This is a genomic window from Labilibacter marinus (assembly GCF_001659685.2).
GTDB classification, from domain to species: Bacteria; Bacteroidota; Bacteroidia; order Bacteroidales; family Marinilabiliaceae; genus Saccharicrinis; species Saccharicrinis marinus.
The window spans coordinates 183,808-209,896 of record NZ_LXYE02000038.1 but is presented as its reverse complement, the minus strand read 5'-3'; the positions used below and the strand labels follow the sequence as shown (position 1 = coordinate 209,896).

Here is a 26,089-nt window from a genome sequence, read left to right as displayed (position 1 = left end):
ATTCTAGGCGGGTATTTTTATATTTGACAAAGTGTCAAAATCAATTAAAACATTACATCATGAAGCTAAGGTCGATATATTTTGTTCTTATTTTTAACCTAATGATTTTTGCTCATGCTAATATGTGGGCTCAGCAGCAAGAAAATACATATTTAAATATTAAATCGTATGGAGCTAAAGGTGATGGTATTTCCGACGATACGCCTGCCTTGTTAAAAGCTATGGAGGCTGCTACACAATCAGAAGGAACGGTTTACTTTCCGCACGGTAATTATGCTATTCATCCCGTTCAGGTGCCTAGTCATATTACTTTATTAGGGCATTCGGCTTGGGCTTATGAAAATAAGGATAAGAGAGATGAAGACTTTGAAGGAAAAACCTTTTTAAGCGCTTTGTCAGGAGATGCTCGTGCTTTACTTGATTTAGGTAATAATAGAGGAATACGTATTCTTGGATTAACCATTAACGGAAATCATCAGGGAAAACGCATGCATGGCATTTATGCCCGTCACTCGCAATGTGAGCAATATAATTGTATTGAGGATTGTCGTATTCAGCATTTTACGGGATCAGGAATTCGTTTGGAACGCTCTTGGGTGTTTTCTATTCGTCGTTGTTTGCTCATGTTTAACGACGAACATGGTGTAGACCTAACGGGAGGTTACGATGGTTGGATTATAGATACACAATTAACAGCCAATAAAGGAGCTGGTTTGTTTGCCCGTGGCGAAGCTCGCGAAGGAATGGCGGAAGATCAGATTAAAGACCTTAAGTTTTTTGGCACGGCATCAGTGATGGTAACAGCCAATCGTATAGAATGGAATAAAGAAGGAGGGATACTTTTAAAAGGTTCTAACTCTATGCAAATAACAGGCTGTTCTATCGACCATAACTTTGGGCCAGGAATTAGAATGGTAAATAGTATTGGCAATACTATTACAGGAAATATGGTAAGGAGCAATGGTGCGCAAAAGCAAGGAGATTGGTGTAGTCAAATATGGCTTGAGAATTGTAAAGGAACCAGTGTTACAGGTAATTCCTTATGGGGATGGTACAATCGTAAAGAAGGTTCGTTTACCTATCCTTTTCCATATTACGGTATTATAGCTAAAGACCTTAATGGCTGTGTTATTTCGCAAAATGCCATGTACCATAGCTCTAGTAAGGAAGGGGTTAGTGATAGGGGAGGAAACAAGAATTCAATCATTACCCAAAATGCCTATGTAAAACCAAATATCAAGCAGTTTGAAGGCGGTTTTTCTTTAGTAGAAGAGTAAAGCATTGATGAATCCATAAAACGATCATAAAAATATATAGCATGAAAGTAATCTACTTTTTATCCATCTTACTTTTAACCACCACCCTAAGTGCCCAAACGGTTTTCGAAGAGGACTTTGAAGACAAAATAACGGGATTAGATTTAACCACCGAAGCATATGTGCTTTCTCACAAAGATTCCTATACTGGAACGGTGACAGCTGTGGTTACTGAAAATACAGGAAATAAGTTTGCCCGAATGGTGGCCGATGTAAATGCAGGTGCCGATATGCAAATGGCCAAGACTATAAGTGTAGAGGCCGGTAAAACTTACTTGTATAGTGTTGAAAGTAAAGGCCCTTTTAAAAGGCAGCTACGCGTTTTATCTATGGATGATGATATTTTAGCTTCGTCACCAGATTATAAACCAACCAACGATACCGAAGGTCAGGAATGGAAAAGCATGGAGATTAGCTTTACTGTGCCTTCAGGAGCCACACAGGTTAAAATTGCCTTTTTACATTACTGGGCGGGTACTATTGATATAGATAATTTTAAAGTGGAGCAAACTACGCGTCAAACCGCTTATTATGTAAGTAGCTCTGAAGGAAATGATGATAATATAGGTACTGAAGATGAACCTTGGCTAACGCTGGAAAAAATTAGTGCAGTTACTTTAATGCCCGGTGATACCGTTTTGTTTAAGCGTGGCGATGAGTTTAAAGGACACTATTCGGTCAGTGGTTCTGGAAGTGTAGAAGACCCTGTACTGATTACTGCCTATGGCGATGGAGATAAACCTATCATCAACGGACAAGTAGGAACAGAAGCAGGAGGTGATTATCAGGAGGCCATTAGAATAGAGAACTGCGACAATATTATTATGGATGGTATTGAAGTTAAAAACGACCGATTGGTTACTAGGTCTGGCGTAAGAGATACAGATGCGTTTGGTATTTCTATTCACAATAGCAGCGATAAAACCATGAAAAACTTTGTTTTTCGCAACTTGACTGTTAAGGATGTTTTTGCGGTTCAGCCCATGTTGAGTCACGAAGATTTTGATGCTATTCAAGTATCGGGTATCAGGTTTACTAGTGCTAGAAATACCGTTGAAGGAAAAGAGAAAACCATTGATGGCATATTAATAGAAGATAGCTATTTTGCCAATTTACAGCGTTTAGGTATCCAGTTTAAAGGAGGAGGAGCTGCAGAGGGTATTGGGAATGATTCCATCAATAGAATCATGAATATTGAGGTGCGCAACAATGAGTTTTATTATAACGGAGGAACGGCGGTATTGCCCAATGGTACTTATAACTGTATCATCGAAAATAATATTTTTGACCACCCAGGAGCAGATACAGACCCTCGTATGCCTGCTCGCGGAAGTTCTGTTTGGACATACAAAGCCATGAATACTGTGGTGCAATATAATATGTGTTTAAGTACGCGTGGTTATCTCGACTCGTACGGAATACATATTGACAAGCATAATACCAACACCTTTGTGCAATATAATTATATGGACGACTGTATTGGTGGTTTCGTAGAAATATTGGCCGATAATATAGATGCGGTGTACCGTTTTAATGTGAGCGTGAATAGTGGTTTTAGATATACCGAAGGTGTTTCGGATTGGAAAGCGGGTAGTAGTACCATATATATTTATTCCGATAGGTGGACAGAGCCTGACCAGTCTGGTTTGATGTTAAGCGATGGCGTATATGTATATAATAATACAGTGGTTATAGATAAACCTTTTACCACAACTTTTAGTGCCGATGCCAATAATATGTTTATATATAACAATATTTTTTCGTCAACTAATGGTGCTACCATGGGGCATTTGCAATGTACCGTCCGCGAAGAGTCTCAATTAAGCATGACCCATAATTTATACGAAGGAGATGTGAATACTGCCTGGGTAGATATGGATGCTAGTCCTGTACAAGGAGACCCAAAATTTACGGGTGAAGGAGAGGATAAAATGCCTTTTGAACTAACAGCTGGTAGTCCAGCGATTGACGCAGGTACTAATATTACAGGACCAGAGGTCAATAATGCAGGGTATAGTGTATTTAAAGATTTAACACCTTATCCAACGGTAGACTTTTACGGAAACCCGATTGACCTAGCATCTGGTAAAGTAAATATTGGAGCTTTTAATGGCAAGCCAGAAGATGTTTCTGTGGTAGAACAAGTGTCTGGTAGTAACAATTGGTTGGTGTATCCTAACCAAGATAACACGGCATTTCTAATTACCAACAAAGGTGATTACTCTGGCGATATAAAAGTATCTTTATTTAGCCTAAGTGGTAAGTTAATTCAGCATAACAAACAAAGCATAGACCCATCTAATCATAGCTTTAGTATGGATATCAATGACAATATAAGCAACGGTATTTATATTTTAAGCTTTACTGGCGATGGAATATCACATAGCAGAAGAATAGTATTGTACCGATAAGAAACCGATTTAGTAATTTACTAGATTCATTCAGGCAAAAGGTTAGTTCGTAAGAGCTGACCTTTTGTTTTTTAATAATGTGTGATAATATTTTATTGAGTTAACATATAATCAATATTATTCTTGGCTATATAGTGTGTATTATGCATCTTTAAGCTTGATAAAAGAAAAATAACAACTCCTGACGTGGTTTTATTAGGTAGTTGTGTGCCATAAAAAACGTATGAGAAATATAGTATATATATTAGTTCTTTTTGTAATATCAAGCTGTGGAATAGAACGAAAAGAAAAACCAGGTAGACAAGTAATTCCAGATTCATTAGTAATAAACCAAATTTCAATAAAAGATTATGATAGCATCTTACCTCAAATAACTATTGGAGACTTTTGTCTGTGTCAAACAAATTTATCAGAACTTGAATACAAAGGTTATAACTTTACAGAAATAGATATAGAGGATTATTATTATCTTAAAAGTTGTCGAAGTAATAACTCTGATGTTGATTTTTACAAGGGTTTCATTTCGGATAGTATAAAAGGAGTAATATTTCGAAAAGAAGAAAATTCAGATATTATAAATAAAATAAGATTAACAAAGGATTTCGAGGGAACATTACCCAATGGACATTTTATAAAACTTGCAGATTTAAACTTAAATGACCTTAAAACCGAATTGAATGGTTTTAAATGGCAATCTAAGGACTGTTCTGATTATTGGAACTATACTAATGACACATTACGTATTTTTATTAAAATGATTCAAAGTAAACCTCGATATCCAATTGATGAAGAATTCTATTCTAAGCAACCGATTGAAGCAATTGAAATGGTATTGTCATGTTACTCTATTTATGGACCAGAATATGTAAGCAATGGTTTAGTTTATCAAAAACCTAAATACGCACCTTTAAAAGATACTCATTTAAATTGTAGTTATATGTTTTTTCGGTCTGACTTTGGGACTAAAATAAAAGAAGCGATAAGTTTTGGAAAAAAGACCAACATTGAATATTTAAAACTTGGTAAAAGGTTAGAATACAATTTTCAACATCAATTGATTTTGGAAGAATACTATGACAATAAAGGAAGGTTAATTCGGAAAGATAAATTACGGCACACAACACGTGCTCATAAATAATTGCCGTTTAGCAGGTTATTCAAGGGTTGTAACACGCAGTAAGTTCAGAGCAACAGGACAGGGAGGCAACCCGCAATCGGCAACTATTCATAGCACCATACGTTAGGCACTATAGAGACAAATTAATGACAAAAAAGAAAAATCAACATTTTGTTCCTCAGTTTTATTTAAGAAGATTCACGAAAACATCAAAATCTCCGTACATAGATTTATTTAATTGTACTAGCCAAAAAATTATTTCAAAAGCAGCCATAAAGAAGCAAGCTTCAATTAGTAATTTTTATGACAATGATAATGTAGTTGAAGATGCTTTGAGTATGATTGAGGAAGAAACAGCTAAATGTTTGGTAAAGATTGATAAAATGAATAATCTCCCAAAATTAGTATCTGAACGAACTACAATTATTGCATTTATTTTATTTCAGGAAGCACGTACTAAATCAAATGGAATAAGAGTTGATTCTAATATTAATAAAGTATACAAGAGAGCTTTCGAAGGAAATTCAGAAATTGGAGATTTTCTTAATAACCATAAAATAGCAGTAGAGAAACCTGCTTCGTTTGCTTTGAGAGTTACAGCAAAACAAATTCTATTGGCGATAGACCTAAAAATAAAGCTTATAAATAATGAAACTAAACAAGACTTTATTACGTCAGATAATCCTGTTTTGAAATACAATCAATTTTTAGAGAATAGAAAAGTTCATGGTGGAATAACTGGGGTTGGAGTAAAAGGGATACAGTATTTTTTTCCTATAGATTCAAAGAAATGTTTGATATTATATGATGGAGAAACTTATTCTATAGGCAGTCGTTTTTCAAATAGGATAATTATTAAATCAGAAAAGGAGATTGAATCAATTAACATACTTCAAATTTTAAATTGTCAAGATAACATATATTTTAATGAAGGTACAAATATTGAATACATAAAGAGTATCTATGGTAAATCAATGCATTTTGAAAAAGCAGGAGTAACTAAAGTAGACAAACACCCTCAAAAAGATAATTTTATGGGGAACGGCAATTTAATTCATTCTTATACGACAGATCTGAAAATAAATCTAAATTTATCATTTATAAGAGAAACCAAAAGAGCGAAAAAATATAAGCTAGGGAATAAGGCATGTCATCCGAGAAATAAAAAATTTGAGAATACTACAGTGCCTAACACGTGGTAATATGGCTTGGTAGGGAATGTGTCAATTCGACACGGTCGAATCTCGTGCAAGCTTTTGGCTCGGCCGTACAAAATACATGAGAATTTGATAGATGGTGATTTATTACCTTCTATTGGTAACTAAAAGTAATAGATATAGGTAAATGAATGAAACAATTAAAAAGAGAATAAAACAAAGGAGTGACTCTGAATTATTACTTATGATTGAAAAGCACAATGATTACCAGAAAGGTTTTGTTTTGGCTGCACATTATGAGTTAAAGGCAAGAAATATAGATTTTGATGAAACAGAGACACTTAAAATTATTGAAACTTCAAAAGTTAAAAAACAGGCTGTCGAGGATGAAATAAAAAGGCAGAAAATAGTTATTAAAACTTTACCTTCAAAAGTGAAAATTGCTAGAGTTTTGATATATGTATCTGTTGCTTTAAGGATTATAAAGATGCTCTTGGTTGAGAGTTATTTTGGGAATGGAGCAATTGAGATTCCTTATCTACCAGATATTTTCAGCATTGCAAGTTTAATTTTCATTGATCAGGTTTTTATAAAAGGACATTTTAAAATCAGGTTGATTTTTTTAGTTGGTTTTATTTTGAACACATACATAGCAATTAGATTCATGCTAGGACTAGAATTACCATTGATGTCTACTTTGATTTATATTCTTCATATTTTAATGAAATTGTTTGCTTTGATATTATTATTTAGTAAGCCAGTAAATCAGTGGATAGATGAATTAACTAAGCCTAAAGATGTGTAAAATACAGTGCGCGGATTGTGCTATATTTAGGCAATAAAACTTTTACTTAGTGTCTGTATAATGGGATAAGGAAGTGCTCTGAAATGCGCGGCGCCTCTTAAACTATCCGTAAGCTTCAGCATAAAAGCAAATATATATATGAAAACAGTAACATATTCTATATACGCTTCTAATAAATGCAGAACATAAAGGTTTTATTAGTATGGATTTACAGCAGATTGTAATTGTGTTTTTGTTTAATTTATTATTGACTATAGGAATAATTGCTCTAAGACACAGGATTAAATTAAAGAACAAATAATAACTCACCCACTAATAAACACCTTAAATCAATGAAACGCTATTTATTATTGTTGATCATTACCATTAGTACTTTTTGCTCTGCACAAAAGGAGCGCGCGGTTTTCCCTGCAACTACCATGGTAAATGATGTTATGTACAAAGACAGTAAGTTTAATCGATTAAATATTGGCTGTGGATTTCTGCTTAAATATAAAACAGACACTTTTGCTATAACCGCCAAGCATATCATTATTGTGGCAAAAACAGATGCCATGAAGACCACAAATTTTGAAGGCGATTTAAAAGAGTGGAGAATGTATCGTAAGGACGACAAGCAGCAATATGTTACCATGGGTGAGCTTATAAACAAAGATACCACCGACTCGCTTACTTGGGATTTTATGATGAGTGCAGAGAACTATTATGACTTCTTAATTTTCAAGATAAAATCAAATCATTCTAATATTACACCACTGGAATTAAGTACTGAAAAACCCGAGTTAGGTGATACTTTATATAATTTAGGTTGGTCGTATAATGATAAAGAAGGTCCTCAAAGGGTTTATAAATATACCTTTCACGAATCGAAAGGACTACGCTTTAATATGCGCAAAATTATTGCTCCTAAAAATGGAGGAGGATTAAGTGGTTCACCAGTTATAAATACAGACGGTAAAGTAGTCGGCATTATTTCAGGAATGGACCAAGATCCCGTAACCAAGGAAGAATTCTCTTCGCCACGGCACATCGATTACTTGATAAAATTCTTTGAAGAATATTACAAGAATAAAGAATAGAAGAGTTTAGTAATGAACCTAGATTAAAAAACATTCCATGAGATATTTTCTTTTAATACTGTTTTCAATAAGTATTTTTGGCTTTATTAATGGTCAGGAAGCCGAAAAGCAAGAGATTGTAATAGGACATTTAGATAAAGTATATTCAGATTCATTAGCGCAGTGGCGTGAGCTATACATACACTTACCTAAGAGTTATAAAAAGGAGACGTTTAAGAACAAGAAGTATCCTGTTGTGTATTTGTTGGATGGCGAAATGCACTTTGATTATACCGCTGGTATGATTGAGCATCTGAGCGCATTTAATGAGCGCACAGCTATTCCTGAAATGATTATAGTTGGAATTAAGAATAAGAATAGATGGAAGGACTTAACTCCTGAAAAAGATCCATTCTTTAAGATAGAAACAGGAGGCTCAGAAAAGTTTACTCAATTCCTTGAAGATGAAGTGATGCCTCATGTGCATGAAAAGTATAGAACAAGTGGTAAGAATTCAATTGTGGGACATTCCTTAGGTGGTCTGTTTGTGATTCATACTATGATGAATTCTCCAAAACTGTTTGATAACTATCTGGCGATAGATCCGTGTTTATGGTGGTTAAGTAATAAGTACTTGACAGATTACTTAGCGCGCTTTGATAAAACAGACCTGAATGACAAAAAGCTATATTTTGCCATAGCCAATAGTTTATTATCAGGAACAGATACAACTACCATTAGGAATGATACCACAGTAGACTCCTATCATATGAGATCTATGTTAACGTTTAAGGACGATTTTTATAAGTGTAGCATGAATCACCTCAAAGTAAAATCTAAATTTTATGAAGACGAGACCCATGGTTCATTACCTTTGATTGCCACCTACGATGCCTTAAAGTTCTTTTATGATGATAGAAGGAAGATTCAGCATAAAGGAAAATAGTTTTATATTGAAAGGTAAATAAATGTAGAAGTACAGGTAATCGACATAATAGAAACAAAGAATTATATAATACTCAAGATGCAACATACTATAGAGAATGAAAAGCTGATTTGTATCATCGAATCCAATGGAGCAGAAATACGTTCTTTAAAAAACAAAGAAACGGGAGAGGAGTATATTTGGCAGGTTAACCCGAGTATATGGGGAAGTAGTTCGCCAGTTTTATTTCCGGCCATAGGCAATATTAAAGACGAAAAGATAGAATATAATGGCGAAGCTTACGCCATGCCCAAACATGGTATTATCAGAAATAATGATAAACTGATTTTTGAGCAGGTAAGTGTTTCGCAGTGCTCATTTTCATTAACAAGCTCTCACGAAACTCTCAAGCAATATCCTTTTAAATTTTCTTTTACGGTGGAATATACCTTAGTGGAGAAACGTTTAATCATGAATTATAGCATCAAAAACCAAGATCAGGTAGCTATGTATTTTGCCTGTGGTGGCCATACAGCCTATGCTTGTCCTTTAAATGATAACACACAGCTTTCGGATTATGTCATTGAGTTTCCTGATGCGGTAAGTTTGGAAACAGTTGTTTTGGGTACTTCAGGTTTATTGACCGATGAAAAACGAAAGATAACAACTTATGATACTTTACTTCCTCTTTCTGATACTTTGTTTAACGAGGATGCTTTAATATTTATGGATGTTGATTTTGATTGGGTACGTCTGCGCAAGCAGAATGAAGAAAAAGGTATTGTAGTTCGTTTTACTAACTATCCAAATTTAGCCTTATGGTCTAAACCAGGTGCTGATTTTGTATGCATAGAACCTTGGTTAGGTGTAACGGACCGAGAAGATGAGCCAACTGAAATTAGTAAAAAGTCAAGGTATAAAAAGCTTGATGTAGGAGGTTGTTTATCTTTTGCCATAGAAACGGAAATAGAGTAGCAAGGGAACCTGCGTAAAATAGAATGGATTAGCAAGAGTAGTTACTTCATAATAGTAGAGTACCTACTTCTTAAATTTATTTTTTCAAAACAATTGAAAATCATATATTGATGCTTTATACTTTAATCAATCAGCAATGATAAACGATTTATTAAGTTCCTTCATTACTTTTTTCACTGTAATTGATCCTATTGGAACAGTACCAGTATTTATTGCGGTAACTGCTCTAGCTAGTCCCGAAGAAAGAAAAAAAATGGCTCGCAAAGCATCTTTAACGGCAGCTGGGGTGCTATTGTTTTTTATAATATTGGGTGAAGTAATCTTGTCTGCCATTGACATTCCATTAGAAGGATTTCAAATAGCAGGTGGTATTGTACTGTTTCTTTTTGCTCTTACAATGATATTCGGAGAAAGTAAACCAGAAGAAGAGCTTTCTCATATTAACAAGAAGGATGATAAATCTATTTTCCCCTTAGCTATGCCGTCTTTGGCTAGTCCTGGAGCTATTATGGCAGCCATCCTCCTAACCGAGAATACAAAGTTTAATATAGTACATCAATCCTTAACTACCTTAATGATGTTGTTGGTAATTGGCATTGCTTGGTTGTTGATGGTGCTATCTGCTAAAATATTCAAGTACATCGGAAATAGCGGTGCTGCCATTATTAGTCGTATTATGGGATTAATATTATCGGCCGTAGCGGTTACCAATGTATTAGAGGGATTTAAAAATTATTTTGGATTATAGATAGTTAATTAAGAAGAAGCTAGGATATAATTTATTGCTGCATTATTATAATATTACATAGGAAATATATTGATTGATAATAAATAACTTTTATCTTTATGAGGTAAAATATATTTATTATCAATTATAATCAAACTTAAAATGAGAAAAGTAATTGGCACATTATTGTTCGCTTCCTTTTTAGTTGGCTCATGTAAAAACGAGCAAACTATAATTAATGAGGAAATTATTGATTTAGTACAAGCTAAGTCAACGCATATAAATATGCGAATTCCAAATGGAGATAGTGAAAATCTTCAATTATCTGATGAAACAGGTTTAAAGGCTGGAGCGCTAGAATTTGTAAGTGTTATTAATCAGGGAGACACTGTTTATTGGCAGATTGATGAAGCCAGTAATATTCGTACTATTGAAGATATTATTCTTATTAATGAGGATGTTGAAGATGTTTTTAAGAACGGGCTTATTTTTAACGAGGACAAAACAACGTGTTATGCTGTAATATCTAAAAACATAGATGGAACAGTAAAATATGATATACAGTATATAACAGAGGATGGTATTTTAGTAAGAGTAGATCCAACTATGAAGGTTAAGATAATAAAGCCACCGAAAAGAGAATAGTTTTTTGAGCAAAAAAAATCCCCGATCAATAAATGGTCGGGGATTTCTTTTTATGAAGAGTTTCTTACATTCTTCTCTCTTTAATTCTGGCTTTTTTACCAGTAAGGTCACGTAAATAGTAAATACGTTTTCTACGTACTTTACCATAACGGTTCACCTCAATTTTTTCAATAAAAGGAGAATTTAATGGAAAAATTCTTTCAACACCTTGGTTTCCAGACATTTTTCTAACGGTAACAGTTTTTGCGCTACCTGAACCTTTTACTTGAATAACAACACCTTTAAAGATCTGGATACGCTCTTTGTTACCCTCTTTAATTTTGTACGAAATTGATACGGTGTCTCCTGCTCCAAAAGAAGGTTGTTCTTTTGATTCAGTTTTAAATGCTTCTTCGGCAATTTTAATTAAATCCATTTTTAAAATATGATTGCATTTAACAAATACATGCAATATTACGTGAACTTTCTGTTCAATAAGAGATTACATGCAGATTATTTTATAATCGAGCGCAAAGATAGAGTTTTTGTTGAAATAATAAAAAAATATCCATTTCTTTTTGTAACTCAATACATTAATGATCGTATAAACATATAAACGAAATATAATGGAGCAAAGGTACTAAATACCTCTCAGTACATAAGCTTCTCTTTCTTCAAAAGAAAAACTCATTGCTGAGTAGGTTCAATATATTATTAACCGCTTAAGTTTTGAGTTATGATACCTAAAAAAAATAACATAGCAGATTTAGAGCATAAACGCTCCTTGTTTTTTGAAGTTGGTTTTGTGCTTAGTTTAGGCCTAGTTTTATTTATGATGGAATTAAACTTTGTCGCAAAGGATTCCTCTTCTATTGTGGAAGGAGGTGAAGTAATTCCTGAACAAGAAATGGTGCCCATTACAAGGCAGGAACAACAAATTCAACCACCACCTCCAAAATTAGTAGTTGCTTCTGACATCATTAATATTGTTGATGACGATGTAATTATTGAAGAAGAATTAGAAGTGTTTGATAGCGAAACGGATGAAAATCAAATGGTTGAGTTTGTTGATTTAATGATTCCTGAACAGGAGGAAGATGAGGAAGAGCCTATATTTGTTATCGTTGAACAAATGCCCATCTTTAGACCGGATATTTGTAATACATCAAAGGAAGGAAATAGAGAATTAATGAAATATATTGCTGTGGCGATAAGATATCCTGTTATAGCTGCAGAAAATGGAGTAGAAGGTAAGGTTTACGTTACTTTTGTGGTATCACCCATAGGAGCTGTAACAGATGTTCGTATTGCTAGAGGAGTTAATGCTGCATTAGATAAAGAAGCTATTCGTGTAATAGAAAACCTGCCTAATTTTGCCCCAGGTAAACAAAGGGGTAAGGCTGTACGGGTTCAATATTCCGTTCCTATCAATTTTATGTTGCAATAATTTTTTACAGATATGGCAATAAACTATTCATTAACTTACTTTCTAAAATCAGTACTCTCAAATATTTTATCAGCAGAACCTGCAATAAACCCTTGAAATAAATGACCATTGCTAAGCGGAAATCTTTGAGCAAATTCGTAATAACAAGCGGGTACCTCAAAAATATCTTCTGTAAAAGCAATATTTACTTTATCGGCCAAAATACTCGACTGCTTTAAAAATTGTTCTTTACTACCTTTAATTATACCCCCAGATGCGTTTAGTACAAAATTATTTTCTAATATATATTCATTAAAATCTTCTAGACTAGTTAAATTGTTTAGATGATTTATGAATATGGTAAAGTGGTTGGCTCTAAAACCAAAAACATACATCCAAGCAGCATATTCTGATTCTTCTCTTAGTTGTTGATATTTTTTGTAATTGGGAGTAAAGCCCATGTTATTTGCAAAAATAATATCAGGGTGTTGCGGTAATTTGTTTAATATATATTGATAGTGCTCATTAATAAGCATCTGGTTAGCTTTGGATAGTTCAGATACTTCTAATTGACTGATAAAAATTTTGGGTGCATTCGGAAAATCTTCGTTTTCGTAGTGATTTGCTGTTAATTTTTTTTCTTTAAATCGATAATTTCCCTTTACTTTGTAGCCTCTAACTTCAAAAGCTTTGGCAAGCACATTAATGTTGATTTGTGGTAAATTGTATGTTCTAAATGCAATGTGGTCATTTACAATAGTTTCATTTCTATTTTTTAATAGTGTATGAATTTTATCAACGGAAGGATTTAATGATTTGTAATCATCAAATAGTCTCGAAAAAATAGCTTGCAAGTCCATCTTATTTTTTATTAAAAGTTAAGAAAAATATAACTGGAATTCAAGCATTGGTAACTTAAGTTGTCATTTGCCGTTTATCTCAGTTTATAATTTCAAGGATTGATAAAACGCATATTATTGTCGAGATATAATAAATAATTTTGTACTAATAAACTTATAATAACATACCTGTAATGGAATTCATTAACAAACTTAAAGCAAAAGCACAACAAGACATTAAAAGAATTGTGCTTCCTGAAGGATTAGAAGAAAGAACGCTTAAAGCTGCCGACACTATTATTAGTGAAGGTTTTGCTGAGATTATCTTAATAGGTAATCCTGAAGTAATTAAGGAAAAGGCTCTTCAGTTTAATTTAGGTAACATTGATAAAGCTACTTTAGTTGATCCTGAAAATCATGATAAAAAAGAAGAGTATATCAATTTGTTAGTGGAGTTAAGAAAAAGTAAAGGTTTAACACGCGAACAAGCAGAAAAATTGGTTGTTCAGCCGCTTTACTTATCAACTTTAATGATAAAAAATGGAGATGCAGATGGAGAGGTAGCTGGTGCTGAAAATTCTACTGGCGATGTATTAAGACCTGCTTTTCAAATTGTAAAAACATTACCAGGTATTAAAGTAGTTTCAGGTGCATTTATTATGATTTTACCTACTGATGAATTTGGTGAGAATGGTATGTTAGTATTTGCAGATGGAGCTGTTCATCCAGACCCAACAGCTAGTGAGCTTGCTGAAATAGCTGTAGTTACAGGTAGAACAACAAAATCTATTGTTGGTATTGAGCCACGTGTGGCTATGCTAAGTTTTTCTACCAAAGGAAGTGCAAAGCATGCAATGGTGGATAAGGTAGTTGAAGCTACACGCTTAGCTAAGGAGATGGATCCAAACTTAAAAATTGATGGAGAACTTCAGGCTGATGCTGCTATTGTAGAGGCTATTGGAGCAAAAAAAGCGCCAGGAAGTGAAATTGCGGGTAAAGCAAACGTATTAGTATTCCCTAATCTAGAAACAGGTAATATTTGTTATAAGTTAGTTCAAAGAATGGCACATGCAGAGGCTATAGGGCCTGTATTACAAGGTATGGCTGCTCCAATTAACGACTTATCTCGTGGATGTTCGGTAAGTGATATCGTAAACTTGGTGGCTATTACGGCTAATCAGGCGGCAGGTTTAGTATAAATATTTAATTTGAAGTATTATCATTAACTTCAATGTTAGTCTTGTAATAACAAAATCAATATAAATGGCTGAAATTTTAGTAGAACCTATAGAAGGTTATGCGCTAAGTAAGGACAAGAAAAAAGGGACAACGCTTTTTTCAAAAGTCGGAGTTATAGGTTGCGGTAAAGAGGGGCAAAGTATTGCTCGTATCGCAAGCTGGCACGGCATGGAAGTTGTATTCTTGGAGTTAAGCGAAGAGAAAATTGAGAGTGCAATTACCAATATTGGTAAAGAGTTAGACAATAGAATTGAAAACTGGGGTTTAACTTCTAGCGAGAAAAAGGCCATCATGAGCCGAATTAAAGGAACTGTTGATTACAAAGATTTAGCAGATTGTGACTTTGTAATTGAGGCTATCCGTTCTGATTCTAATACGGCTTATCGTAGTATTGATGAGCGTAAAGAAGTATTTACAAAAGTTGAAGAGATTGTTAGAGAAGATACGATCATCGCAACTAACTCTACAACAATTATCATTACAGAACTAGCCTCTGAAATGAAGAAACCAGAAAGATGTATTAGTTTACACTTTTTTGTGACTTCGCCAGAAGCTAAAATTATTGAAGTTGTAAAAGGATTATATACTTCAGAAGATGTATATAATAAGGTATGTACCTTCGTTAAGTTAATCAACCGCGATGTTATTCCTGTAGAGGAATCTGCTGGATTGGTTAGTGTGCGCTTGTATGTAACGCTTTTAAATGAAGCTTGTCAGGTATTAATGGAAGGCATTGCAACAATGGCTGACATTGATAAAACAATGAATATAGGTCTGGGTATGAGATTCGGACCATTTAGAACTGCTGATATTATTGGTTTAAGTAAAATTTCTAGATGGATGGATAATTTATATGAAGAGTTTGGTAACTCTAAATATAAACCTAATCCGTTAATTAAACGATTAGTGAGAGCTAAGCATCTAGGAAAACAAACTGGAGAAGGTTTTTATAAGTACGATGACAATGGCAATATTATAACTGAATAGTTTGCCAATTATTAAACAGAAAGAAATTAAACCAATGAAGATATTAGTTTTAAATTGTGGAAGTTCCTCAATTAAATATCAGTTGTTCAATATGGATGATAATGGTCATGATGTATTGGGTAAAGGAGGCGTTGAAAAAATAGGACTTAAGGGGTCATTTTTGAAGCACGAAAAAGAAAACGGAGAAAAAGTATTACTTGAAGGTGAAATTTTAGATCATCAAACAGGTATTGACTATATTTTAGGAGTACTATCTAGTAAAAAGCACGGATGTATTTCAAACCTTGAAGAAATTGATGCTGTTGGGCATAGAGTTGTTCATGGTGGTGAAACATTTAACTCAAGTGTATTTATTACAAATGAGGTGGTGGATAAAATGAATGAGTGTATTGATTTAGCTCCACTTCATAATCCGCCAAACTTAAGTGGTATTTCGGCAATTGAGCAACTGTTACCAAGTGTACCTCAGGTAGGTGTGTTTGATACGGCTTTCCACCAAACAATGCCAAAGCATGCTTACATGTATGCACTTCCGTATTCTTTATATCAAAAATATGGAATTCGTCGTTATGGTTTCCACGGAACTAGTCATAAATATGTATCAGCAAGAGCTTGTGAAATTTTAGGTTTAGATTATTCTAAAACTAAGGTTATTTCTTGTCACTTAGGTAATGGAGCATCTATTGCAGCTATTAAAAATGGGCAGTCTGTAGATACATCAATGGGTTTTACGCCAATTGAAGGTTTAATAATGGGTACGCGTGCAGGTGATTTAGACATTGGTGCAGCTACTTACATTATGGACAAGGAAATGATTGGTACAAAATCTGCCAGCGTACTATTTAATAAGCAAAGTGGTATGTTAGGAATTACAGGTGTGTCATCGGATATGCGTGAGGTAGAAGCAGCTAAAGCTGAGGGTAATAAGCAAGCTATTCTTGGATTGGATATGTATTATTACCGTATTAAAAAGTATATCGGTTCGTATGCTGCTGCAATGGGCGGAGCTGATGTTATTCTTTTTACTGGAGGTATTGGCGAAAATGGTATCGAAACCAGGTTTAATATCTGTTCTGATATGGAATATATGGGTATTGAAATGGATACCGATAAAAATGAAACAAGAGGTGATGAAGCTGTAATTAGTTCAGATAGTAGTAAAGTAACTGTAATGGTTGTGCCTACAGATGAAGAATTGGTTATTGCAAAGGACACAAAACAAATTGTTGAAGAATTAGCGAGTAGATAGTTTTACAACGTAAAATATTTAAAGAGACGCACTTTTTATGAGTTGCGTCTCTTTTTTTTGCTTATAAAAGTCATTTTTATACTTGATTTGCTAGCGTAATTTAGTGTACTTCGAAAAGAGAATTTTAATGGTAAAAAAAATAGAGGTCTATGTTTAAAAAATTATCAGATCTAGAGCGTTTAATCAGCAAGAATAAAATTGTTAGAACTTTAGCTCTTGCCGTGTCGCAAGATCAGTATTCATTAAATGCGATCCATAAAGCATATAAAGTAGGAATTGTAAATCCTATATTAATTGGAGACGAAGTCTTAACACGAGATATCATCAAAGAAAAAGGTTATGACTTTGATGGTGCCGTATTTATCAACGAATTGGATCATCAAAAATGTGTGGAGATAGCAGTTAAGTTGGTACATAATGATGAAGCACAAATTTTAATGAAGGGTAAAGTTGCTACTCCAGAATTGCTAAAAGGCGTATTGAATAAGGAATGGGGTTTACGTACAGGTACCTTGTTGTCTCACTTTGCTTTGTTTGAAGTAAATACCTATCATAAATTAATAGCTATAACAGATGTAGCTATGAACATTGCCCCAAATCTTAAGGATAAGATAGCTATTGTGAATAACTCTGTAGGTTATTTAAATAAGATGGGTATCGCTAAACCTAAAGTAGCGGTTTTGGGTGCTATAGAAATGGTAAATGAAAGCATGCAAGCTACTTTAGATGCCGCTTTATTGTCAAAAATGAATCAGCGCGACCAGATTAAAAACTGTATTATTGATGGTCCATTGGCTTTTGATAATGCAGTTAGTTTTGAAAGTGCTAAAAACAAAAATATTAAAAGTGCAGTTGCTGGTGATACAGATTTATTGTTAATGCCAGATATTGAAGTAGGTAATGTTTTGTATAAAACGCTGGTGTTTTTTGCAAAGGCTAAGGTAGCATCGGTGGTTCTTGGTGCTAAAAAACCCATTGTATTAACTTCCCGGAGTGATTCCGAAGAATCTAAATATCATAGTATCTTATTAGCTGCATTAGCTTAATTTAAGGATTAGTATGAGACCAGTGTCAAGACTTTCCGAGCTTCCAGAAATAGTCATTTCTTTAAACAAAAGGTTTAAAGTAGCTGTGGTTATGGCCGAAGACAAAAACACGATTGAAGCAGTAATTGCGGGAATATTAAATGGTTTCTTGAAACCTATATTTATTGGTAATAAGCAATTGATTATTTCTTTAATACCTGATGAGCTGTTGCTTAATGAAAATGCTTTTGATATTGTGGAATGTGAAGACCCAAAGGAAGCTTCAGATTTGGCTGTCGATATGGTGAACAATGGAGAGGCGGATATCTTAATGAAAGGTCTAATTAATACAGATATTTTCTTAAAGTCGGTATTGAATAAGGAAAAAGGATTGATGAAGGAGGAGGGAGTGCTCAGTTATGTTTGCGCCCTGGAACTTCCAGCATATCACAAACTCCTTTTTATTACAGATCCTGCTGTACTTCCGTTTCCATCAAAAAAGCAAAAAATAGCTATGGCCCAATATGCTATTGATATGACGAATAAATTGGGTATTAATGAGCCGAAGGTAGCCCTAATCGGTGCGTCAGAAAAGGTTTCGGAACACTTTCCTAATTCGTTAGATTATCAGGAAATGAAAGAAATGGCAGCTCAAGGAGGCTTTGGCAAATGCATAATGGATGGACCTTTGGATGTTTTTTTAGCCTGTGATCCAGAAAGTTTAAAAACTAAAAAAATAATATCACCCATCGAGGGCGATGCCGATGTCCTTCTTTTTCCTTCATTAGAAGCAAGTAATCCCTTTTATAAAGGATTAATGTTGTTCGGAAATGGCGATTTGGCAGGACTCATACAGGGCACAACTCATCCAGTGGTGGTGATGTCGCGCAGCGAGAGTTTTAAATCTAAATACTATTGTTTAGCTTTAGCATGCCTAATGTCAAATTAAATGTTAACTATTGAATTTTAATTTATGAAGATTTTTAGAGTTTTAGTGATTAACCCAGGATCTACATCAACTAAGATAGCGGTGTATGACAATGAAAAATCTATTTTTCTAAAAAATATAAAACACTCAAATGAGGATTTAGAACCATTCAATACAGTTGCTGCTCAATACGAATTTCGTAAGGAAGTAATTTTAAATGAATTGATACAAGCTGATATAGACATTGAAAGGATTGATGGAATAATAGGTAGGGGAGGTTTAGTTAAGCCTATAGAGTCGGGTGTATATGCTGTTAATGAAGCTTTAAAACATGATTTAAGAGTGGGTATTTTAGGAGAACATGCTAGTAATCTTGGAGGACTCATTGCAGATGACATAGCCAATTCTTTACCCCATGCCAAAGCATTTATTGCCGATCCTGTGGTAGTAGATGAATTAGAAGATGTAGCACGTGTAACAGGCTGTCCATCTATGCCGCGACGATCTATTTTTCATGCCTTAAACCAAAAAGCGGTAGGACGATTATTTGCACGTACACGAGGTTTTGTGTACGAAGAGTTGAATCTTATTGTAGCACATATGGGCGGTGGTATTTCAATTGGAGCGCATAAAGAAGGAAAAGTGGTTGATGTAAATAATGCCCTTTCTGGTTATGGACCATTTTCTCCTGAAAGAGCGGGTACATTGCCAACTGGTGCTCTGATAGACGCTTGTTTTAGTGGTGAGAAAACCCATGAGGAAATGAATAAACTCGTGAATGGTAATGGAGGTTTAGTGGCTCATTTAGGTACCAATCAAGCTTATGAAGTGGAGAAAAGAATAAAAGCAGGAGATAAACATGCTGAGCTTGTATTGAGTGCAATGTGTTATCAAATTGCCAAAGCAATTGGTGGTTGTGCTGCTGTATTAAAAGGAAAGGTTAATGGAATTATATTAACTGGTGGTATTGCCCACGATGACTTTGTAATTAAATACATTAAGGAAAGAGTTGATTTTATAGCTCCTGTAGCAGTTTATCCTGGTGAAGATGAAATGACTGCCTTAATGCAAAATGGCTTATCCGCATTACGCGAAGAAGTGGAGTGTAGGGTGTATGAGTAATTATTAAACAAAATATTAAAGCTTACGTTTTAAAAGAAGTTGTTAATGTGTATTCATTGGCAACTTTTTTTTATTATTGCTAAAGTAAAAGGAATACAACTTATGGAGCTTTTGTCAATACAGGAATATATAAATACAAATAATGTAGCTTATTTTTTAATAATAGGAGCTTCATTAGTTATTATCCTGTCTTATCTTTTTTCGGTTGTATCTCAAAAAACAGCTATACCCAGTGTAATTCTATTAATATTTTTGGGGTTCTTCAGTAAAAAGGTTTTTAATATAGGAGTATCTGATGTCGATTGGATATTCTCTCTTGAGATATTAGGTTTAGTAGGGTTGATGTTGATTGTACTTGAAGGAGCATTAGACCTAAAGTTATCAAAAGAGCGCTGGCCCATGATCTGGAAGTCAGGATTAATCGCTTTTTTATCTTTAATAATTAATGTATTTCTCTTTACTTACGGAATTCAAATACTCATATCTAATTTAGATTTTCTAACTGCTTTTATCTATGCTATTCCGCTTTCTATCATTAGCAGTGCCATTGTAATTCCTAGTGTAACTCAATTAGAAGAGGAAAAACGAGAATTTCTTATTTACGAAAGTACATTATCCGACATATTTGGTTTAATCTTGTTTTATACGGTTATTAATAACGTACATACAAGCGAGGTGGCTAAAATAGGATTAAATGTAGTCTCTAATTTGGGAGGAACTTTAATTCTGTCAGTAGTCTTGTCCTATGCAATGATTATATTTTTTCAGCGTATTAATAGTCATGTAAAACTCTTTTTATTTATTTCCGTATTACTTTTACTGTATGCGATAGGCAAGGTTTTTCACTTATCATCGTTACTCATAATATTGGTTTTCGGGCTCATATTAGAGAATAGACATATTTTCTTTTCTGGTGTAATGAAAAAGTTTTTACGAGAAGAGAAAGTAAAGGAAGTATTGGCTGATTTTAAACTATTAACAGCAGAAAGTGCTTTTGTGGTGCGTACTTTTTTCTTTTTTGTATTTGGATTAAGTATTACCATTGCAGGTATTTTTGAAACTAGGATTGTACTAGGAGCATTTGCATTTTTAGCTATAATTTTTTTAGGAAGATGGTTGTTGTTTAAGATTATTGTTAAAAAAGATTTTGTGCCTCATGTGTTTATCGCGCCAAGAGGTTTAATATCTGTTTTATTGTATTTTGCGATACCCGATGAGTTTTTAATAAACGATTTTGAAACAGGAATATTACTATTTGTAATTCTGGGTTCAAGCATTATAATGGCATGGGCTTTGGTACATTACAAACTCGGTAAAACAGGGAGATTAAGAAAAGTAGTGAAATTAAAAACGAGTATTTCATTGAAATCGATTGCTAAGCAAAAAGATATAAATACTAAAGCATAGTATAGGTGTTTTAAGGTAGGTAAAGTTTGGAAGATTTTATATATGATTAAAAAGATAGATTTAAGATTAACGATATTAATATTTGCTTCATTAATTATGATGCAACATTCTTTAAATGCTCAAATAAGTGAGTCTGGTAGTCCAGTTTTTGATGTTGAAGTAAGTAAAGAGCTATATGTTGATGCCAAGGAACACTTCTACTTACCATCAAAGACTAGGTTAAAAAGTGCACGCCAAGTCGATAAAGGAGAATCATTAAAATTTGCACATCAGTTCTCGGTTAACTATTCTTTAGTTAATTCGGGAGAATGGACAACGTTGGATGATGGAACAAAGATTTGGCGTTTGGTTATTAGTTCGCAAGGGGCGTATTCTCTTAATTTAATTTTTGATAGGTATAAGCTGCCAGATGGAGGTAAGTTATTCATATATAATACAGATCGTTCGGAAGTATTGGGTGCGTTTACTCAAGCAAACAATCAGCCGTCTGGAGTATTAGCTACTTCTCCTATTAGAGGAGATCAAGTGATCGTTGAATATCAAGAGCCGAGTAATGTAAAAGGCGAAACGGAAATACTAATAGGTGCTGTTAATCATGATTATTTAAATATATATGATTTAAAAATAAGTGATTATTTTGGTGAGGCAGATCAGGAATGTGATGTTGATATAAGTTGCTATGAAGAAGGAACGGAAATGAATATAAAGAGGGCTGTAGTTAGAGTTATCATGAACGGTACAGACTTATGTACGGGTACTCTTATTAATAACACTGGCTCAGAAAAAAAGCAGTATATAATAACAGCAGCACATTGTTTTAGGCCGGATAAAACAGGAAGTACGGCGTTGGTTCACTTTAATTATGAAACTCCGCAATGTGCTCAGATTATTGAAGGATATTATGGACATAGTCTTTCGGGAGGAGTGCCAAGGGTGTTAGAAGATGATTTAGATATCGCTTTATTAGAAATGAATAATACTCCACCTTCCTATTACAGACCTTATTTAGCAGGTTGGACCTTAAGTACAGCTCCTCCTTCTCCTTTTAAAGCCATTCATCACCCATGGGGAGATGTGAAAAAAATTGCCACCTTCGATGGAGATATAGAAGCTTCTTCGTTTAATATTCCAGCTAATTATCCTTATACACAGGTAGATAATGTTCATTGGAAGGTTTCAGAATGGACTACCTCTACCACGGAGCCAGGGTCTTCAGGAGGGCCATTGTTTGATGGCAATGATATGTTTGTGGGTACTTTATCTGGCGGAGCAGCTATTTGTACCAACCCAGTTAATGACTATTATACGCAATTCTATAAATCATGGGATCAACATTTTAAAGAGTGGTTAGACCCTATTAATTCAGGAGATCAAAGTTTACAAGGTGTTGATCCATATGAAAGCAATAAATTTAAACGTCTATCCAATATTGAATTTGGTGATACGCCAACTAGTACGGAAATTGCCGAAGGCGGATTCTTGAGTGGACATAATGCTTCTCAAAACACTATTTATGCCGAACGGTTTACAGATATTAAATCGGCTAGAATAAAAGGAGTATATTTTGCGCCGAGTGAAGTAAAGTGGGGTTCTAATCAAACATTTAATTTAGGTGTGTGGCAAGGAGATATAGAGCCTGAAGTGTTGATTAGTAAAAAGGTAGGAATTCAATTTTCTGAGTTAGGTAATAGTGATAAAGATAGTTCGGAAGTGCATTATTTCGAATTTGATACACCAATTAATGTTGAAGGAAACTTTTTTGTGGGTTATGAAATCAACTATGAAGACACACCTGTAGATACTTTAGCGGTTTATTATTCTGTTCGTAATAATAATAAACATAATTCAATGTTAGTGTATGATAATGTGGATGGATGGTCGTATGCATCTGAAATTTACGAATATAATAACTACAGTCTATGGCTAGATGTTTTAGCAGATATGGTAGTGTATGAGGATACGCAAGTCCCAGAAAATAAAGCAGGCAGTGTTTATATTTATCCTGTACCACTTAAAGGCCATACCTTATTTTTGAATAGTAATGGTAAGTTTGTTGATCGCTATGAGGTCTATGACTATATTGGAAGAAGGATAACTGGAAATATGGTTAATTTAATAGGATCGGAAATACCAATAGAAGTTGGAGATATACCTGTTGGTTTTTATGTATTAAAGGTATATTTAGAAGGAGAGGAGCAGGTCAAGTCATTTGTAGTTCAGTAATTCCTTTTACGAAGGAAAATGAAATGGCATTTACTTTTGCTCAAGAGAACAAAGGTAAATGCCATTTTTAAATTACGATTATTCTATAATTTTAATTTCATCAAAACAAACAAAGCCTGGAGAATTGGTTACTCCATCAACAGTATCTGAAGAAGATAAGTAAAATTTGATTGTATTAACGTGCCCCAAAGTAGTTAAATCTATAGTAGTCCAATCTTCAACGATATAATTATCCCTATTAGTACCAAATGTAAAATCAGCAAGCATAAACTCAATAGTACCTTGTTTAGTATCATTGTTATCTATTCCAACAATAATAAGTTTAAGCCAGTCTAAATCAGTTCCATCTTCGCCGCCAAACTTTTTAGAACCATGTGCCCCAGTATTAACAGCATCATATAAGTAATAAGAGTTATTGACGGAGATGCTTTTGAAAAGATGATTACTACCATCTTTTGTATTAAGAGTTATTGCATTTTGAGGATTTTTATCCAACAACATGATCCCAAAAATGGTTGATTCAAAATCACTGGAGGCTTTGTGACAACTGTACTTCTCATTGTCCTCGTATTTATCACTTCCAGTTAAGTTTGAATAAGTAAATCCATACCAAGGTTGATTATTATAAGAGCCGCTAATATCAAATTCTATTTGATCTGATATTAACGAATTATTAGTTTCTGTATTAAGCCAAAATGTATCTTTTTCAAGTTCAAATTCCTCAAAATCCGTTTTATACATCGACTGTACAACAATAGTAGTGTCATCACTACCTCTATCGTTATTTATACTAAAATGATAAGTGTATTTGTTTAGCTCATTGGGGATTAATTGATAATCCTTTTCATCCCATATAATTTCTTCATTAAGCACCCATGCGTAAGTAGAATTAAAGTCGTAGGTTATTCTTGGAATTATAACAATAGTGTCATTAACATTTATTTCATAACCTCCTTCGGGCATGTTTAAAAAGATCTCAGAAGGTGGAATGTCCTTAACGTACTCTTCGCAAGAAGTACATACAATTAAGAATGTAAGAAAAGATAATATTATATATTTGAATTTATTCATTTGATGCACTTCTGTAATTACAAAATTATTGCTGATTTAACTTAAGGTGATGATCAATAAAGCCTGGAACTTGTTCTGCTCCAATTCTTTTTCCAATTATTTTTTTATTCTCATCTAAAACATAAATTACGGGTGTACTGTATATATCGTATAAATTTCGGAAATTAGTTTGATTATATGGATCATACACATTCATCCATTCCTCTAACTGATTATCCGTAATAAATTCAGTCCATTTTTCCGTTTCGTGTTGGGTGAATACTGCAAATATCTTAACGCCTTGATCTTGGTATTTATCCCACACAACCTCTTTAAGTTTAGGAATTTCCTTTTTACAGTGACCACAATCTGGCTCCCAAAAAACAAGTACCGTAACGGGAGCATATACCTCGCTAAGTTTAAAGTGTTGACTATTGGGAGACATCATGAGCAGGTCAGGTGCAGTATTGCCAATCAGGTTTGGTTTTAGTTTAGTAATACGATCTTCTAGTTTTGTAATAAATTCTTCATCTACCCAATCGGCATAGCCAGATAAATAATACTTTTCCCCTAAGGCAACCATCGCAGCATCCATACCCATCAACTTGCTCTCGTTAGCTTTGTTGAATGTGTATTGAATAAGATACTTTTCCATTTCTTTATTTCCTTCGGCCATATCTATTACCCTAATAGATTCCTTTACAACGCTATCTGGCATTTGCACCACCAATTTTGAGAAGAAGTTTTCTAGTTTGCTAGTAAAGAATGGAGTGCGTAAAAGTCGATCATCTTTCATATCAATATTATCAAAATAATGAAGTTTATAATATTGATATTTCCTAATCTGTTTTAATGAGTCCGATTCGTTAATTTCATAAAAATTAGGTACAGTAACTTCTCGCATTGCATTTACAAAGGAAGATAAAAATGTTCCTTCATGCTCTTTCAAAATATTATCCCAATAACTATTGACCTCAGTCGATAATTCAGATAGTTGCTTCTTCCATATATCTACAGAGTCAGGTTCTGTTTTACTCTTATCTTTAATATTGTTGTTTATAGCTGTAGCTTTTGATTGCCTTTCGAAAATAAACTTTTGATAGTTATTGAATGCCTTTTCTTGTTTATTACCATTTACTTGAAGTGTCTGAACAGGATCACTTTTATCAACAGATAATGAAAAGTGTTGCTCATCGTCAATAATTACATCAAAGTACTTCTGATCTGGCATGTAAATAATATAAACACCTCCCGCCAGTTTGTTATCACCCTCGAACTTTCCCTGACCATCGCCATTAAGGTATATAGTATCATTAACCAACATTTTTTTGTTGAAGTAATGCCCTAGAATTAAAGTGGTGTCTTGCCAACCATTTACAGTTACGTCTATAGCGTAACCCTTATTCTGGCTATATCCATTAAAAGTAATAAAGGATAGTAGGAGTGTTATTATTAAGCTTAGTATCTTATGGTTCATCG

Annotated in this window: 23 protein-coding genes; 19 read left to right on the top strand and 4 right to left on the bottom strand. The window is 33.9% G+C overall.

From position 1 onward, the window contains the following. The 10 genes from A8L32_RS16415 to A8L32_RS16370 form a co-directional block, all read left to right on the top strand. Window positions 1-1,277: right-handed parallel beta-helix repeat-containing protein (locus A8L32_RS16415; protein ID WP_233145498.1), on the top strand; the 1,277-nt coding region annotated here is incomplete at its 5' end. A gap of 41 nt (window positions 1,278-1,318) precedes the next feature. Continuing rightward, window positions 1,319-3,727: a T9SS type A sorting domain-containing protein gene (locus A8L32_RS16410; RefSeq protein WP_066632004.1), complete on the top strand. Its 2,409-nt coding sequence runs from the start codon at window positions 1,319-1,321 to the stop codon at window positions 3,725-3,727. A 223-nt stretch (window positions 3,728-3,950) separates the two neighbouring features. Next, window positions 3,951-4,865, top strand: a complete 915-nt coding sequence (locus tag A8L32_RS16405) for a hypothetical protein (RefSeq protein ID WP_066632003.1) — start codon at window positions 3,951-3,953, stop codon at window positions 4,863-4,865. Window positions 4,866-4,990: 125 nt separating this feature from the next. Continuing rightward, window positions 4,991-6,046, top strand: a complete 1,056-nt coding sequence (locus tag A8L32_RS16400; RefSeq protein WP_066632002.1) for a DUF4238 domain-containing protein — start codon at window positions 4,991-4,993, stop codon at window positions 6,044-6,046. A 142-nt stretch (window positions 6,047-6,188) separates the two neighbouring features. Continuing rightward, the gene (locus A8L32_RS16395) at window positions 6,189-6,806 is read left to right on the top strand and encodes a hypothetical protein (protein ID WP_066632001.1); all 618 of its coding nucleotides are present in this window, start codon (window positions 6,189-6,191) and stop codon (window positions 6,804-6,806) included. A 332-nt stretch (window positions 6,807-7,138) separates the two neighbouring features. Further along, window positions 7,139-7,885, top strand: a complete 747-nt coding sequence (locus A8L32_RS16390; protein ID WP_066631997.1) for a trypsin-like serine protease — start codon at window positions 7,139-7,141, stop codon at window positions 7,883-7,885. 37 nt (window positions 7,886-7,922) lie between these two features. Then, window positions 7,923-8,810: an alpha/beta hydrolase gene (locus A8L32_RS16385; protein WP_066631995.1), complete on the top strand. Its 888-nt coding sequence runs from the start codon at window positions 7,923-7,925 to the stop codon at window positions 8,808-8,810. A 78-nt stretch (window positions 8,811-8,888) separates the two neighbouring features. Beyond that, complete coding sequence (locus tag A8L32_RS16380) at window positions 8,889-9,764, top strand: aldose 1-epimerase family protein (protein ID WP_066631994.1); 876 nt, start codon at window positions 8,889-8,891, stop codon at window positions 9,762-9,764. A gap of 136 nt (window positions 9,765-9,900) precedes the next feature. Next, window positions 9,901-10,512 carry a MarC family protein gene (locus A8L32_RS16375; RefSeq protein WP_066631992.1) on the top strand — a complete coding sequence of 204 codons (612 nt, stop codon included), beginning with the start codon at window positions 9,901-9,903 and terminating at the stop codon, window positions 10,510-10,512. Window positions 10,513-10,653: 141 nt separating this feature from the next. After that, the gene (locus tag A8L32_RS16370; RefSeq protein ID WP_066631990.1) at window positions 10,654-11,136 is read left to right on the top strand and encodes a hypothetical protein; all 483 of its coding nucleotides are present in this window, start codon (window positions 10,654-10,656) and stop codon (window positions 11,134-11,136) included. A 64-nt stretch (window positions 11,137-11,200) separates the two neighbouring features. Here the strand turns inward: A8L32_RS16370 and rplS are convergent, their stop codons facing one another. Then, complete coding sequence (gene rplS, locus A8L32_RS16365) at window positions 11,201-11,551, bottom strand: 50S ribosomal protein L19 (protein WP_066631987.1); 351 nt, start codon at window positions 11,549-11,551, stop codon at window positions 11,201-11,203. 300 nt (window positions 11,552-11,851) lie between these two features. On the opposite strand from rplS, the gene A8L32_RS23730 reads away from it, so the two are divergent. Further along, a complete protein-coding gene (locus tag A8L32_RS23730; protein ID WP_066631986.1) occupies window positions 11,852-12,562 on the top strand; it encodes an energy transducer TonB in 711 nt (236 codons plus the stop codon). 35 nt (window positions 12,563-12,597) lie between these two features. Here A8L32_RS23730 and A8L32_RS16355 read toward each other — a convergent pair whose 3' ends face one another. Further along, window positions 12,598-13,401, bottom strand: a complete 804-nt coding sequence (locus tag A8L32_RS16355) for a DUF1338 domain-containing protein (RefSeq protein ID WP_066631985.1) — start codon at window positions 13,399-13,401, stop codon at window positions 12,598-12,600. A 173-nt stretch (window positions 13,402-13,574) separates the two neighbouring features. Between A8L32_RS16355 and pta the strand changes: the two genes are divergently transcribed. The 8 genes from pta to A8L32_RS16315 all read left to right on the top strand — a co-directional run bounded on the left by pta (window position 13,575) and on the right by A8L32_RS16315 (window position 23,560). Next, window positions 13,575-14,579, top strand: coding sequence for a phosphate acetyltransferase (pta, locus tag A8L32_RS16350; protein ID WP_066631983.1), 1,005 nt, complete (start codon window positions 13,575-13,577; stop codon window positions 14,577-14,579). 64 nt (window positions 14,580-14,643) lie between these two features. Beyond that, a complete protein-coding gene (locus tag A8L32_RS16345; protein ID WP_066631981.1) occupies window positions 14,644-15,606 on the top strand; it encodes a 3-hydroxyacyl-CoA dehydrogenase family protein in 963 nt (320 codons plus the stop codon). Window positions 15,607-15,640: 34 nt separating this feature from the next. Continuing rightward, window positions 15,641-16,855, top strand: coding sequence for an acetate/propionate family kinase (locus tag A8L32_RS16340; RefSeq protein ID WP_066631979.1), 1,215 nt, complete (start codon window positions 15,641-15,643; stop codon window positions 16,853-16,855). Between the two features lie 149 nt (window positions 16,856-17,004). Next, the gene (locus A8L32_RS16335; protein ID WP_066631977.1) at window positions 17,005-17,901 is read left to right on the top strand and encodes a bifunctional enoyl-CoA hydratase/phosphate acetyltransferase; all 897 of its coding nucleotides are present in this window, start codon (window positions 17,005-17,007) and stop codon (window positions 17,899-17,901) included. A 13-nt stretch (window positions 17,902-17,914) separates the two neighbouring features. Continuing rightward, window positions 17,915-18,829, top strand: a complete 915-nt coding sequence (locus A8L32_RS16330) for a phosphate acyltransferase (protein ID WP_066631975.1) — start codon at window positions 17,915-17,917, stop codon at window positions 18,827-18,829. Between the two features lie 24 nt (window positions 18,830-18,853). After that, on the top strand, window positions 18,854-19,930 hold the full coding sequence (gene buk / locus A8L32_RS16325; RefSeq protein ID WP_066631973.1) for a butyrate kinase: 1,077 nt from the start codon (window positions 18,854-18,856) through the stop codon (window positions 19,928-19,930). Window positions 19,931-19,975: 45 nt separating this feature from the next. Continuing rightward, window positions 19,976-21,337 (top strand): cation:proton antiporter domain-containing protein, encoded by a 1,362-nt coding sequence (locus tag A8L32_RS16320; protein WP_066631971.1) that lies wholly within the window; start codon window positions 19,976-19,978, stop codon window positions 21,335-21,337. A 42-nt stretch (window positions 21,338-21,379) separates the two neighbouring features. Continuing rightward, window positions 21,380-23,560 (top strand): trypsin-like peptidase domain-containing protein, encoded by a 2,181-nt coding sequence (locus A8L32_RS16315; RefSeq protein ID WP_066631969.1) that lies wholly within the window; start codon window positions 21,380-21,382, stop codon window positions 23,558-23,560. Between the two features lie 78 nt (window positions 23,561-23,638). On the opposite strand, the gene A8L32_RS16310 is transcribed toward A8L32_RS16315, so the two are convergent. Beyond that, window positions 23,639-24,631, bottom strand: a complete 993-nt coding sequence (locus tag A8L32_RS16310; protein ID WP_066631967.1) for a DUF4465 domain-containing protein — start codon at window positions 24,629-24,631, stop codon at window positions 23,639-23,641. 25 nt (window positions 24,632-24,656) lie between these two features. Further along, window positions 24,657-26,087, bottom strand: coding sequence for a TlpA family protein disulfide reductase (locus A8L32_RS16305; RefSeq protein WP_066631965.1), 1,431 nt, complete (start codon window positions 26,085-26,087; stop codon window positions 24,657-24,659). Window positions 26,088-26,089: the final 2 nt, after the last annotated feature.

Coding starts and splice junctions, on each gene's coding strand:
- A8L32_RS16410 (WP_066632004.1), top strand. CDS start 1,319: ATGAAAGTAATCTACTTTTTATCCATCTTACTTTTAACCACCACCCTA.
- A8L32_RS16405 (WP_066632003.1), top strand. CDS start 3,951: ATGAGAAATATAGTATATATATTAGTTCTTTTTGTAATATCAAGCTGT.
- A8L32_RS16400 (WP_066632002.1), top strand. CDS start 4,991: ATGACAAAAAAGAAAAATCAACATTTTGTTCCTCAGTTTTATTTAAGA.
- A8L32_RS16395 (WP_066632001.1), top strand. CDS start 6,189: ATGAATGAAACAATTAAAAAGAGAATAAAACAAAGGAGTGACTCTGAA.
- A8L32_RS16390 (WP_066631997.1), top strand. CDS start 7,139: ATGAAACGCTATTTATTATTGTTGATCATTACCATTAGTACTTTTTGC.
- A8L32_RS16385 (WP_066631995.1), top strand. CDS start 7,923: ATGAGATATTTTCTTTTAATACTGTTTTCAATAAGTATTTTTGGCTTT.
- A8L32_RS16380 (WP_066631994.1), top strand. CDS start 8,889: ATGCAACATACTATAGAGAATGAAAAGCTGATTTGTATCATCGAATCC.
- A8L32_RS16375 (WP_066631992.1), top strand. CDS start 9,901: ATGATAAACGATTTATTAAGTTCCTTCATTACTTTTTTCACTGTAATT.
- A8L32_RS16370 (WP_066631990.1), top strand. CDS start 10,654: ATGAGAAAAGTAATTGGCACATTATTGTTCGCTTCCTTTTTAGTTGGC.
- rplS (WP_066631987.1), bottom strand. CDS start 11,551: ATGGATTTAATTAAAATTGCCGAAGAAGCATTTAAAACTGAATCAAAA.
- A8L32_RS23730 (WP_066631986.1), top strand. CDS start 11,852: ATGATACCTAAAAAAAATAACATAGCAGATTTAGAGCATAAACGCTCC.
- A8L32_RS16355 (WP_066631985.1), bottom strand. CDS start 13,401: ATGGACTTGCAAGCTATTTTTTCGAGACTATTTGATGATTACAAATCA.
- pta (WP_066631983.1), top strand. CDS start 13,575: ATGGAATTCATTAACAAACTTAAAGCAAAAGCACAACAAGACATTAAA.
- A8L32_RS16345 (WP_066631981.1), top strand. CDS start 14,644: ATGGCTGAAATTTTAGTAGAACCTATAGAAGGTTATGCGCTAAGTAAG.
- A8L32_RS16340 (WP_066631979.1), top strand. CDS start 15,641: ATGAAGATATTAGTTTTAAATTGTGGAAGTTCCTCAATTAAATATCAG.
- A8L32_RS16335 (WP_066631977.1), top strand. CDS start 17,005: ATGTTTAAAAAATTATCAGATCTAGAGCGTTTAATCAGCAAGAATAAA.
- A8L32_RS16330 (WP_066631975.1), top strand. CDS start 17,915: ATGAGACCAGTGTCAAGACTTTCCGAGCTTCCAGAAATAGTCATTTCT.
- buk (WP_066631973.1), top strand. CDS start 18,854: ATGAAGATTTTTAGAGTTTTAGTGATTAACCCAGGATCTACATCAACT.
- A8L32_RS16320 (WP_066631971.1), top strand. CDS start 19,976: ATGTGTATTCATTGGCAACTTTTTTTTATTATTGCTAAAGTAAAAGGA.
- A8L32_RS16315 (WP_066631969.1), top strand. CDS start 21,380: ATGATTAAAAAGATAGATTTAAGATTAACGATATTAATATTTGCTTCA.
- A8L32_RS16310 (WP_066631967.1), bottom strand. CDS start 24,631: ATGAATAAATTCAAATATATAATATTATCTTTTCTTACATTCTTAATT.
- A8L32_RS16305 (WP_066631965.1), bottom strand. CDS start 26,087: ATGAACCATAAGATACTAAGCTTAATAATAACACTCCTACTATCCTTT.